The sequence below is a fragment of the Bradyrhizobium sp. genome (assembly GCF_016213215.1).
Classification (GTDB): Bacteria; Pseudomonadota; Alphaproteobacteria; order Rhizobiales; family Xanthobacteraceae; genus Bradyrhizobium.
This window is the reverse complement of sequence record NZ_JACRAW010000152.1, coordinates 56635-68887: the sequence shown is the minus strand read 5'-3', so window position 1 is coordinate 68887 and position 12253 is coordinate 56635. Positions and strand designations below refer to the sequence as shown.

Below are 12253 nucleotides of genomic sequence, written 5' to 3'. Positions count from 1 at the left end.
CTCGACCTTTCGGGGTCAGAGGAGCATTCTTGTGGACGTCCATTCGGTTCTCCGCGAATCGCTGGTGTTTGGCGACTTCAGAGTTCCCGGTCAGGGCCGAATGGACAACCTCCTGAAAGTTCACAGCTAGCCGATCGGCGCCGAATATTCCGCGTCGGTCACGTGCTCCATCCAGTTCGAATAAACGCCGTCGAGCGCTTCCTGCATGGCAACGTGAGTCATGCTGGTGGTCGGGGAGGCACCATGCCAATGCTTCTCGCCCGGCGGAATCCAGATCACGTCGCCGGCTTTTATTTCGCGGATCGGCCCGCCCTCGGCCTGGATGCGACCGACACCGGAGGTGACGTAGAGCGTCTGGCCAAGCGGGTGGTGGTGCCAGGCGGTGCGCGCGCCGGGCTCGAACGTCACGCTCGAGCAATTCAGACGCGCCGGGCTCGGGGCCATGATGATCGGGTCCTGTAGGACCGTGCCGGTGAAATGCTCCTTCGGGGCGATGCGCGTCGGCCGGGAGCCTGCGAGATGGAATTCCATGAGCCTACCTCACTTCCGTTGATGTCATTTCTTGCTGGCCGCGTAGCGGGCCTTGGTCTCGGCATTCATCGGATAAAGGCCGGGCAGCACGGCGCCGTTGTTCACCTCGTTGACGATCCAGGCTTCCATCCGCTCCTGCTCGACGCCTTCGGTGAGGACGTGGTCCAGCAGCGCGTGCGGGATCAGCACCGCGCCGTCCTGGTCCGCGACGACGATGTCGTTAGGAAACACCGCGACGCCGCCGCAACCGATCGGCTCGCCCCAGCCGACAAAGGTCAGCCCCGCCACCGATGGAGGCGCCGCATATCCGTTGCACCACACGGGGAGATTGGTGCCGAGCACGCCCTCGACGTCGCGCACCGCGCCATCGGTCACCAGCGCCGTGACCCCACGCTTGACCATGCGTGCGCAGAGAATGTCGCCGAAGATACCCGCATCCGTCACGCCCATGGCGTCAACGACGGCGATGCAGCCTTCCGGCATAGCCTCGATCGCGGTGCGGGTGGAGATCGGCGAGGACCACGATTCCGGCGTTGCCAGATCTTCCCGCGCCGGCACGAAGCGCAAGGTGAAGGCAGGCCCGACCAGCCGCGGCAGCCCCGGCCGCAGGGGACGCGCTCCGCGCATCCAGATGTTGCGCAGGCCCTTCTTGAGCAGAACCGTGGTGATGGTCGCGGTGGTGATGCGGGACAGCGTCGCTCTGGCTTCGGGGGTCAAGGACATGGCAAACGGCAAGCTCCGGGTGGGCCGTAACGGGAGCGGCATCTTGCGGGCCGGGGCCAGCGCGTCAAGGGTTAAGCCGCGCGTTGCAAGCAGGTTTGTATGCGCCGCGATAACAATGCCTTATCGCTCGATGTTGGATTAATTTATTGGACTTGCGCCCCTAACTACGCGAAGCAAAGTTGTATCGCCGGTGGAACTCAAGACTCTCGCAAAATTGTGAGGCCATGGCCGCGACGCTTTCCCCGCCCCGCCTTTTGCCCAGTGGCGATGCCGCCATCACGGTCGAGTTCAGCCGCCATATCGATGACGCCGCGAACCAGCGGGTTCTCGCCCTGGACCGCGCGCTCGCCAGCGGGCCGGTCGAAGGCGTCACCGAGACGGTGCCGACCTATCGCTCGCTGCTCGTGCATTACGATCCCTGCCAGATCGGGTTCGACGAACTGGGCGAGAGGCTTCTGGCCCTCGCCGACCGACCCGCACTGCCGACCGCCAGAGCGCGTCGCTGGCGCATCCCGGCCACGTATGGCGGCGAGCACGGCATCGATCTGGAGGACGTCGCCAAGGCGCTCCACACCACGCCTGAGGACATCGTGGCGCGCCATGTGGCGGGCGACTACCGCGTGGCCATGATCGGCTTTACGCCGGGCTGGTCCTATCTCAGCGGCCTCGACAAATTCCTGCACATGCCGAGGCGGCAGAATCCTAGGCTACTCACGCCGGCGGGCACCATCTCGATCGGCGGCGTGCAGACCGGCATCCAGTGCATCGCCGGTCCCAGCGGCTGGCACCTGCTCGGCCGGACCGCCGTGCGGACCTACCAACTCCACCGAAATCCCACCTTCCTGCTCGAACCCGGTGATCGCGTGACGTTTTCCGCCGTCGACGCCAAGACGTTCGCCGAGCAGGACCGCGCCGCCGAGAGCGGCGAGGTGATCGCCGAGCTGATCGAATCATGAGCCGGCTGATCGTCTCCAGCATCGGCCCGGCGAGTTCGGTCCAGGACAGTGGGCGGCCGGGCTCCCAGCGCTACGGGCTGACGCCGAGCGGCGCAATGGACCGGCTGTCGCTTGCGGCGGCGAACTGCCTCGTCGGCAACGCGCTGTTTGCCGCGGCGATCGAAATCGGCCCGTTTGGTGCTTCGTTCACGGCGCGCGAGGGCGCGGTACGAATCGCGCTCGCCGGGGCGCCGAGGAATGCCGAGATCGACGGCCGCTCCGTTGCGTTCGACACGTCGACGACGCTGAACGACGGCGAGACGCTGACGCTCGGCTTCGCGCGCGGCGGCGCGTTCAGTTATCTCGCGATCGAAGGCGGCATCGAGGGAGAGGCGATGTTCGGCAGCCTGTCGGTCAACGCACGCGCCGGCCTCGGCAGCCCCTACCCTCGTCCGCTCCAGGCCGGCGATGAACTGCATGTCGCCACTGCCAGCTCCGCGCCGGAGCGGCGCATCGAATTGCCGCCCGCAACCGGCGGACCGATCCGCGTCATCATGGGGCCGCAGGACGAAGAGTTCGACGAAGAGAACAAGGCGCTGTTCCTTGACAGCGAATGGAAGATCTCGGCGACCTCCGACCGCATGGGCTTTCGGCTGGAAGGTCCCGCGATCAAGCACCTGCACGGCCACAACATCGTCTCCGACGGCACCGTCAACGGCAGCATCCAGGTGCCGGGCAATGGTGCGCCGATCGTGCTGATGCCGGATCGCGGCACCAGCGGAGGTTATCCCAAGATCGCCACCGTGATTTCGGCCGACCTCGGCCGCTTCGCGCAACTCCCGGCCGGAACCGGCTTCCGCTTCAAGGCCGTCAGTGTAGCGGAGGCTCAGGATGAGGCGCGGAAATTCGCGCAGCTCCTGCGCAGCCTGCCCGATCGGCTGGGTTCCATCGAGGGTGTCGAGCTCAACCTCGAAGCATTGCATGGTGCTAATGTCGCCGGCAGCGCCGTCAGTGCTGTCGATGCGGGCACGTGGCACATTTTGACGGATACGCAATCGGAGGCGGAAGAACCATGAAGACCATCGATCTGAACTGCGACCTCGGTGAAGGATTCGGCGCCTGGCAGATGGGCAATGATGCCGCCATGATCGAGCTTGCGACTTCGGTCAACATCGCCTGCGGCTTCCACGCCGGTGATCCCGACATCATGCGTCACACCGTGGAGCTTGCGAAGGCGCGCGGCGTTTCGATCGGCGCTCATCCCGGCTACCGCGACCTGCATGGCTTTGGACGACACCCGATCATCGGCCTGAAGGCATCGGAAATCGAAAACCTCGTCGCCTACCAGATCGGAGCGCTGCAGGCGATCGCGACCGCGGCCGGCCACAAGGTGACGCATGTAAAGGCCCATGGCGCGCTCTCGAACTATGCCTGCGAAGACGAGGCAACCGCGAAGGCGATCGCCAACGGGATCAAGGTGGTCGACCCCAGACTGACTTTCGTCGTGCTCGCCAATTCGCGGCTGGTGAAGGCCGGGGAAGAAGCGAACCTGCCGATGGTTCACGAGGTCTTTGCCGACCGCGCCTACGAAGATGACGGCTCGCTGGTGTCGCGGCGCAAGCCCGGCGCCGTGCTCCATGATGCCAAGGAGGTCACCGAGCGTGTGGTGCGCATGGTGCAGGAAGGCTCCGTCGTTTCCGTCACCGGCAAGGTGATCAAGATGAGGATGGATACCGTCTGCATTCACGGCGACACGCCGGGCGCGGTTGATATTGCGCGCGGTCTGCGCAAGGCGTTGAAGGATGCCGGCATCGGAGTCGCGCCGTTCAGGCGCGCGGCGTGAGTCCCGCCTCAGAACGGATGGACGGAGAGCGTGCCGAACACCACGGCCGCAATGAGGGCGAAGGCGCTGTAGAGCGCCACCAAATGGATTCTTGCGCCGGTCCGCCTGGAGAGCGAGCGCGCATGAAGATGTAGCCTGGCCTCTGCCGATATCTCGCGCATAGTGGATCTCCAACGTCCCATCGACGAGGAATCAAGTATTGTTTGGGCCGTCAGACAAGATGCGCAGGCGAAAATAGCGAGAGGGTTCTCTCCAAGAGTCTTATCGCAGGCTGATATTCTCCCGTTGGGCAGGTTCCGAGAATTTCATTCGTTCAAGTTTGAGACGATTCGCGAAAGTTCTCACTCTTCAGTACACGTCCTGCTGGAACCTCCCTTTTTTCTTGAGTTCCGCAACGAAGCTCACGGCTTCATCCGTCGATCGCGCACCGAAGTGCGCGACGATATCGACGAGCGCGCGCTCGACGTCCTTGGCCATGCGCTTGGCGTCGCCGCAGACGTATACATGCGCGCCGTCGGCGAGCCACGTCCACAATTCGCGTCCGACCTCGCGCATGCGGTCCTGCACGTAGAATTTCTTTTCGCCGTCGCGCGACCAGGCGAGCGACAGCCGCGTCAACAGGCCCGACGTCTTCATCGCGTTGAGCTCGTCCTGATAGAAGAAATCGCAATCGCTGCGCTGATGGCCGAAGAAGAGCCAGTTCTTCCCGGTTGCCCCCAGCGCCCTGCGTTCGAGCAGGAAGGCACGGAACGGCGCAATGCCCGTGCCCGGCCCGATCATGATGATCGGCGTCTTCGGATCCTGCGGCAGGCCGAAAGCATGTGCCTTCTGCACGTATACCTTGACCTCATCGCCCGGATTGACGCGCTCGGCGAGGAAGGTCGAAGCCATCCCCAGCCGCTTGCGCTTGCCCACGATATAGCGCACGCAATCGACGGTCAGCGACAATCTGCCCGGCGTTGCGTTGTGGGACGATGAAATCGAGTAGAGCCGAGGCTGCAGCGACTCCAGCGCTTCGAAGAAGGCTTCCGGATGCGGCCGCGCACCGGCAAATTTCTGCAGCGCCGCCATGACATCGAGCGTTGCGGCGTCACCGTCCGGGTCCTCGCCCTGCGCCAGCGCGCGCGCCTTTTCGCGCTGCGTGCCGCCGGTGATGAAGGAAATCAGCTCGAACAGCTTGTCCGGCGCCGGGGACAGTGACACGTCCTCGGTCAGGGCCTGGCGCAGCGTCTTGCCGTTCACTTCCGTGGTGTGGGAAGCGCCGAGCAGCGCAATGACCTGGTCGACGAGACCGAGATCGTTCCTGGCGAACACGCCGAAGGAGTCTCCCACCACGTAGTCGAGACCGCTCGCCGAAAGGTCGAACTCGATGTGATAGGTTTCCTTCTCCGAGCCCTTCCTGTTCAGTAGGCGCCGCGACAGGAAGGCTGCCGCGACCGGATTGTCGCGTGAGCGGCCCGGCGCGGCGACAGAAACGACCGGCACCGGCGCGGCAACCACCGCTGAAGGAGACTTTGCTGCGGGCGCATTGTCCAATTCCCCATACAGCGCCTTCAACATCCGGGCGGTTTCCTTGCCACCGGGGACGCAAAGGTTGAGGCGCTTTTCGTCCATGCTGGCGATGGCGTCCGAATAGTCCCGGCAATTGTAGCCGCATTGACCGCAATCCTGCTGCGCCATCGCCGCCATCATGCGCCGTCGCAACGGCCGCCCTTCGGCGAGATTCATGCGTTCGGAAATGGGAAGACTCTGGTCGTGCCAGGGCGCGTCGTCGTCATCTTCTTCGGCGGGGGCCGGGGAAAGCACGGCACTGTTCTGCTCCGGCGATAGCGCGGTGGTGCCGTCGAGGCCGAGCATGCCGACGAGGAATCCATTGAGCCACAGCCGCTGGCTTTCGGTGAACGGCGCGCTGGGTGGAATGATCTCGAGCTTCGACGGGTTCAAGATCTTTGTCATGTCATGGCTTCCATTTCGGCCAGCTTGCGCAGGGCCTCGCCATCATGGCGGCGTGAAAAGGCGAGAAAGGTCTCTTCGGGCGAGACGCGATGGGCGAGATAGGCCTTGAGCAGGCGCTCCACGGTCTTCGGCGCGTCCTCGGCTCTTAAGTCGCGATAGACTTCCCGGCCGATCTCGGCGTCAGGTCCGAAGCCGCCGCCGGTGAAGAGGTGATAGCCCTCTACCGTGTCGTCCTCGGTCGCGCCCGGCACTTTGGCGGCAATGAGGCCGATGTCGCTGATGTAGTGCTGGGCGCAGGAGTGGTGGCAGCCGGTCAGGTGCACGTTCAGCGGCGTGTCGATGTTCACCCGCTCCTCGCACCAGTCGCCGATCTCCGCCGCATGGCGCTTGGTGTCGGAGGCGGCGAATTTGCAGCCGACGTTTCCCGTGCAGGCGATCAGGCCGGCGCGGATGCTGGATGCTTTCGTCTTGAGCCCGAGCTCATCGATCGCTGCGGTTGCGAGCGCGACGTTCTCGTCGGACACGCCGGAGATCAGGAAGTTCTGCCAGACCGTCAGGCGTATGTCGCCATCGCCGAGATCCCGGGCAATCTTGGCAATTCCACGCATCTGCTCGCCGGTGACCTTGCCGACGGGCAGCACCACGCCGATCCAGTTCAGCCCCGCCTGCTTCTGCGGGTGAACGCCGATATGGGCCATGCGGTCGAACGCCGGGCGCGACGCGATCGCTTCCGCTGGTGCGCGCGCCAGCTTGCGGTCGAGCTTCTCCTCGACCAAGGCCAAGAACTTCTCGATGCCGATGCTGTCGAGCACATATTTGAGCCGCGCCTTGAGGCGGTTGGTACGATCGCCGGTTTCGATGAAGACCCGCACGATCGCATCGGCGACCTTGATGGCATCCTCGGGTCTGACGATGATGCCGGTGGCTCTGGCAAAATCCTTGTGCCCTGTGATGCCCCCTACTCCCAGGCGGAACCACACGCCCGGCTCGATGCCGAAGCCGTCCTTCGCTTCGACCGCGGAGAACGCGATGTCATTGGTATCCTCGAGCACCGCGATGCGGCCGGCCCCGTCGAAGGCGACATTGAACTTGCGCGGCAGGCCGTACAGCGATCGGTCGTTGAGGATGTGGTAGTGCCACTCCCGCGCATACGGCCGCGTATCGATCAGTTCCTGCGGGTCGATGCCCGCCGTCGGCGTCCCCGTAACGTTGCGGATGTTGTCGGCGCCACTGCCGCGCGAGCACAGGCCGATGTCCTGGATGCCTTCGATCAGCGTCACCGCGTTTCTCGGCTCGATCTCGCGGATCTGGAGATTGGCCCGGGTCGTCACATGGGCGTAGCCGCCGCCATGGCTTTCGGCGAGATCGGCGAGGCCTGCGAACTGCCAGTGGTTGAGAATGCCGTTGGGAATGCGCAGGCGGCACATATAGGAGGTCTGTGCCGGGGCGACATAGAAGAGGCCGAAATAGCGCCAGCGGAAATTGTCTGCGGGCGATGGCGCGGCGTTGTTGCGTGCCTGCTCCTTCAGGCGGTCATAGGCATCGAACGGATGCAGCTCGCGCTTGAACTTCTCCTGGTCGGCAAGCTTCTTGCCTGAGGTGGTGACCTTGTCCTGCGCCTTGATATGAGCGGCATCCGGTCCGGTTGGCTCGGCCGCGACAGGCGCGCCGCCGGCCACGTTGAGGCCGCGTCCGGCGCGGCTGAGCTGCAGGCCGACGGAAAGACCCTCGAGATAGCGCTTCTGCTCGTCGGTGAAGTCTGCAGGGATCGGTTCGATTTTCATGGCGCGCAACGAAGCTCCTTCGGCCACGCGTAGTGGCCTTCACGGGAAGGAAGTTCGGGCAGCGGCGGAAAATCGATTCGGACTACGGCACCGTTTCAATTCCTACCGGCTGACCGATCAGCTTCGTTGCTGCGGAAATCCATCGAGGACAGAGCCAGCGGGCATCTGCGACGGCTGGCTGCAATTTCACATTCAAATCACGTGCCAGAGCCGTCCGTCGCAAGACCGACGTAAAATCAGCAGCTTATGTGAAGTAACAGCGATTCCGGGCGAGCCCGCACTGCAGGTTTTCGTGCAGCGCGCACAAAATTTAGCCGCTGGATGCGGACGCGATTGCCGAGCGAAAGATCCTACGGCTTCCACCGACCGATCGCGAAGGCCTTGAGATGGCCCGCGATGTCGTTGGCATCAAAAGGCGGGCCTGCAAAGGCGCCAACCGCTCCTGACGTCTCGCTCGGCTTGGCCTCGTGCCCCACCGCCGCGTCATAGAGATCGGGCCTGAACACGCCCATGGCCGTGCTGAGCGCATCCGGGCTGAGAGCAGTCTGGCCCCAGCGGACCATCTGCGCGTAGAGCCAGGCGGCCTGGACCGGGTCCGGCCGCCCAGCCCCTTCCCGCCCGACCAGAAGATAGCGGCTGTTCTCGCGAATGGTGCCATCGGGCGCGATCTTCAGGCGGCCGTCAAGCGTGCGCTGGATGACCTCGGCGTCGACCCCGATGCGTTCCGGCTGTGCCAGGATGCGTGCGGCCTCGCCGCGGTTTTGCGGGATTTCGATGAACTCGGCGGCGCGGACTGACGCGCGCACCAGCGCGGCGACGATGTCGGGATTCTTCTCCGACCAGTTCTGGCGCACGGCCAGCACCTTCTCGGCGGCACGGACCAGGATGTCGGCGACGAAGTGCAGAATGTGGCCGACGCCGAGATCGACCGCGACCGAGTTCCATGGGGCGCCCACGCAAAAGGCGTCGACGTGCCCGTTGGCGAGGCTGTCCACCATGTAGGGCGGCGGCAGCACCACCAGACGGACGTCCTCGTCGGGATCCACTCCGCCCGCCGCCATCCAGAACCGCAACTGGTAATTGTGGGTCGAAAACGGGAACGTCATGCCGAATGTCAAAGGCTCGGTTCCGTCCCTGCGACGCTTGCCGACCACCCGCGCCAATGCCTTGGCGGTACTCATGGGATCGAACGGGTCTCCCTCAATCTCCTCCATGAGGGCGGAATGCAGCGCCGGTGAAACCGTAATGGCGTTGCCGTTGATGCCGAGATTGAAAGGCGCCACGATCGGAACCTTGACATGGCCGATCCCGAGGCTGGAGGCGATTGCGACCGGCGCGAGCAGATGCGCGGCATCGAACAGGCCGATATTGAGCTTGTCGCGGACGTTGGACCAGGAGACTTCCCGTACCAACGTGACGTCGAGCCCTTCGGCCGCGGTGAACCCCTTGTCGACGGCGACGATGAGCGCGGCGGCATCGACCAGCGGGATGAAGCCTATGCGCACCGACTTGGTCATTTCAGCATCTCCGACGCGGTGATGATCGATTGGGCGATCTCACCGATCTTCTTCTTTTCGCGCATGGCGGTCGAACGCAGCAGCACATAGGCCTCGTCTTCGGTCAGGCCCTTCACCTTCATGAGAATGCCCTTGGCGCGCTCGATGACCTTGCGGTCCTCCAGGGCCGACTTGGTGCGCTCGAGCTCTCCCTGCAGCTTGGCAAAGGCGTTGAAGCGGGAAATGCAGAGATCGAGGATCGGCTTGATGCGCTCCTTCCTCAGCCCGTCGACGATATAGGCGGAAACGCCGGCCTCTACCGAGGCCTGGATCGAGGCGGCATCGCTCTGGTCGACGAACATCGCGATCGGCCGCCGTACGGCGCGGCTGACCTGGAACATCTGCTCCAGCACGTCGCGGCTGGGGTTTTCGAGGTCGATCAGGATGACGTCCGGATCCAGCGCATAGATCCGCGCCAGGAGGCTGTGCATCTCGCTGATGTGGACGACCCCGGTATAGCCGGCCTCGCGCAACCCCTCTTGCAGGATCGCGGCCCGGATCGGGCTCTCGTCGACAATGACGATTCTAGGCGACTGTTCGGCGCTCATCGCTCACTCACCACCAGACCCCGCATCCATAGCACGCTGGCTTGCCCAGCAAAGGGTTGTAATTGTGTGCAATTCGGACTAGCTCCACGGGATCAATCAGGCAGATCTAGATATGCAACAGGACGCTGCGCCCAAGGTCAGCTTCGTTTCGCTCGGGTGCCCCAAGGCTTTGGTCGACTCCGAACGCATCATCACGCGTCTTCGTGCGGAGGGCTACGAGCTTGCCCGCAAACATGATGGCGCCGATCTCGTCATCGTCAACACCTGCGGCTTCCTCGACAGCGCCAAGAAGGAATCGCTGGACGCCATCGGCGAGGCGCTAGCCGAGAACGGCAAGGTCATCGTGACCGGCTGCATGGGCGCGGAACCCGAGCAGATCGAGGCCGCCCATCCCGGCGTTCTGTCGATCTCCGGCCCGCAGCAATACGAGACGGTGTTGGAAGCGGTGCATCGGGCGCTGCCGCCGGTCCACAATCCCCATCTCGACCTGGTGCCGCCGCAGGGCATCAAGCTGACCCCGCGGCACTACGCCTACCTGAAGATCTCCGAAGGCTGCAACAATCGCTGCACCTTCTGCATCATCCCGAAACTGCGCGGCGACCTGGTGTCGCGGCCGGCCAATGACGTGCTGCGCGAGGCGGAGCGGCTGGTTGGCGCCGGGGTGAAGGAACTACTTGTGATCTCTCAGGACACCTCGGCCTATGGCGTCGACCTGAAATACGCGACAAGCCTGTGGAAGGACCGCGAGGTCCGCGCCAGGTTCCTCGACATCGCCAGGGAGCTCGGCGAGCTGGGCGCCTGGGTGCGGCTGCAATATGTCTACCCCTACCCCCGTGTCGACGACGTCATCAGCCTGATGGCCGAAGGCAAGGTCCTGCCCTATCTCGACATCCCGTTCCAGCACGCCAGCCCTGAGGTTCTCAAGGCCATGAAGCGGCCTGCCGCCCAGGAAAAGACGCTTGAGCGCATCAGGCGCTGGCGTGACGAATGCCCGGATCTCACCCTGCGCTCCACCTTCATCGTCGGCTTTCCCGGCGAGACCGAATCCGATTTCGCCTATCTGCTCGACTGGCTGGAGGAGGCCGAGATCGATCGCGTCGGCTGCTTCAAATACGAGCCGGTAGCGGGCGCGGCCTCGAACGCGTTCGCCAATCCTGTGCCCGACGAGGTCAAGCAGGAGCGCTACAACGCGCTCATGGCGCGACAGCAGAGGATTTCCGCCCGCCGCCTCAAGCGCAAGGTCGGTACAAGGCAGCAGGTGATCATTGACGAGGTCGGGCCGACCGTGACGAAAGGCCGTTCGAAGGCCGACGCGCCGGAGATCGACGGCGTCGTCTATCTTGCCAGCCGCCGCCCCGTGCGCGTTGGCGAGATCGTCACGGCCAAAATCGAACGGGCCGACGAATACGACCTCCACGGCACGGTGGCGGGATTCTAGCACCCTTCAAGTCTTCAGCGCGACGCTTAGCGGCGACAGCGACATCGCGGCGGCCACGTCGATCAAGGCTGATATCGCAGACGGATTTGCGCACGACGGAGTCGAACAGTTGATGCCTGCGCCGGCTTATCGTCCGCCGACTCTCTGCGAGTAACTTGCATTGCGCCACTATTATTCTGTCACGCGCGCTTCATCGACTCGACCTATCCGTAGTCGCATTCACTCCGCGAGGATCGACGATGACCAGCCTCTCCGAAAAAATGCGAACCCAACGTTGGGATGACTACCGCTACTACCACCAGAGCAGGGTCAATCAGACCCTGCACCTCATCAGCGCGCTGCTCTTCCTGGTGACCTATGCGCTGCTCTTCAAGGATCCGGCGATGGCCGGCCTGCTCGGCTGGTTCGCGATGCTCACCCGCCAAACCGGACATTTCTTCTTCGAGCCGAACGGCTATGACGAAGTGAACAAGGTGACCAACGAATACAAGGAATCGATCAAGGTCGGCTACAATCAGTTCCGCAAGATTTGTCTGCTGATGGTGTGGGGATTGGCGCCGGTCGTCCTGTTCTTCTTTCCGACGTTTTTCGGCGTTTTCACTCCGCCCGCCGACCGCATTGAATTCATCCGCCACGTGGGTCTGGTGTGGCTGGCTGTCGCCTTCGGGGGCGCGATGTTCCGGATGATCCAGTTGTTCATCACCCGCGATGTGCCGACCGGCTTCTCATGGGTGCTCAAGGTTCTGACCGACCCCTTCCATAATGTCGTGATTTATTGGAAGTCCCCGTACTATCTTCTGCGCGGCGAGAAGATCGACAGCACCATTGCCTCTCAGACCTGGGGTTATGGCGACGACGAGGCCGAAGAGGCTCCGCGCCTGACCTGATGAACTGCTTCGAGGCGGTGCTCCGTCGGGCACCGCCTTGACATTCCCGCCC

Annotated in this window: 12 protein-coding genes; 5 read left to right on the top strand and 7 right to left on the bottom strand. The window is 63.7% G+C overall.

Annotation, left to right across the window (positions count from 1 at the left end):
• Positions 1-126: 126 nt before the first annotated feature.
• Both HY852_RS24930 and HY852_RS24925 read right to left on the bottom strand, forming a co-directional pair.
• On the bottom strand, positions 127-531 hold the full coding sequence (locus HY852_RS24930; RefSeq protein WP_291607568.1) for a cupin domain-containing protein: 405 nt from the start codon (positions 529-531) through the stop codon (positions 127-129).
• A 24-nt stretch (positions 532-555) separates the two neighbouring features.
• Positions 556-1254 (bottom strand): ribonuclease activity regulator RraA, encoded by a 699-nt coding sequence (locus HY852_RS24925; RefSeq protein WP_291607567.1) that lies wholly within the window; start codon positions 1252-1254, stop codon positions 556-558.
• Between the two features lie 224 nt (positions 1255-1478).
• Here HY852_RS24925 and pxpB point away from each other — a divergent pair, with 224 nt between their 5' ends.
• From pxpB to HY852_RS24910, 3 genes are read left to right on the top strand one after another with little or no spacing between them, the layout of a single operon-like run.
• Positions 1479-2210 carry a 5-oxoprolinase subunit PxpB gene (gene pxpB, locus HY852_RS24920; RefSeq protein ID WP_291607566.1) on the top strand — a complete coding sequence of 244 codons (732 nt, stop codon included), beginning with the start codon at positions 1479-1481 and terminating at the stop codon, positions 2208-2210.
• The gene (locus HY852_RS24915) at positions 2207-3265 is read left to right on the top strand and encodes a biotin-dependent carboxyltransferase family protein (RefSeq protein ID WP_291607565.1); all 1059 of its coding nucleotides are present in this window, start codon (positions 2207-2209) and stop codon (positions 3263-3265) included. Before pxpB ends, HY852_RS24915 begins: the two co-directional genes overlap by 4 nt.
• Positions 3262-4032: a 5-oxoprolinase subunit PxpA gene (locus tag HY852_RS24910; RefSeq protein WP_291607564.1), complete on the top strand. Its 771-nt coding sequence runs from the start codon at positions 3262-3264 to the stop codon at positions 4030-4032. The genes HY852_RS24915 and HY852_RS24910 overlap by 4 nt, the downstream gene beginning before the upstream one ends.
• Before the next feature lie 8 nt (positions 4033-4040).
• On the opposite strand, the gene HY852_RS24905 is transcribed toward HY852_RS24910, so the two are convergent.
• The 5 genes from HY852_RS24905 to HY852_RS24885 form a co-directional block, all read right to left on the bottom strand.
• Complete coding sequence (locus HY852_RS24905; RefSeq protein WP_291607563.1) at positions 4041-4193, bottom strand: hypothetical protein; 153 nt, start codon at positions 4191-4193, stop codon at positions 4041-4043.
• Positions 4194-4380: 187 nt separating this feature from the next.
• Entirely contained in the window at positions 4381-5988 is a 1608-nt protein-coding gene (locus HY852_RS24900) for a sulfite reductase subunit alpha (protein WP_291607562.1), read from the bottom strand.
• Positions 5985-7772, bottom strand: a complete 1788-nt coding sequence (locus tag HY852_RS24895; RefSeq protein ID WP_291607561.1) for a NirA family protein — start codon at positions 7770-7772, stop codon at positions 5985-5987. Before HY852_RS24895 ends, HY852_RS24900 begins: the two co-directional genes overlap by 4 nt.
• Positions 7773-8122: 350 nt before the next feature.
• Complete coding sequence (locus HY852_RS24890) at positions 8123-9289, bottom strand: CmpA/NrtA family ABC transporter substrate-binding protein (protein ID WP_291607560.1); 1167 nt, start codon at positions 9287-9289, stop codon at positions 8123-8125.
• A complete protein-coding gene (locus HY852_RS24885; protein ID WP_291607559.1) occupies positions 9286-9876 on the bottom strand; it encodes an ANTAR domain-containing response regulator in 591 nt (196 codons plus the stop codon). The genes HY852_RS24890 and HY852_RS24885 overlap by 4 nt, the downstream gene beginning before the upstream one ends.
• Before the next feature lie 112 nt (positions 9877-9988).
• On the opposite strand from HY852_RS24885, the gene rimO reads away from it, so the two are divergent.
• On the top strand, positions 9989-11314 hold the full coding sequence (gene rimO, locus HY852_RS24880; protein WP_291607558.1) for a 30S ribosomal protein S12 methylthiotransferase RimO: 1326 nt from the start codon (positions 9989-9991) through the stop codon (positions 11312-11314).
• A 239-nt stretch (positions 11315-11553) separates the two neighbouring features.
• The gene (locus HY852_RS24875; protein WP_291607557.1) at positions 11554-12201 is read left to right on the top strand and encodes an Mpo1-like protein; all 648 of its coding nucleotides are present in this window, start codon (positions 11554-11556) and stop codon (positions 12199-12201) included.
• Positions 12202-12253: the final 52 nt, after the last annotated feature.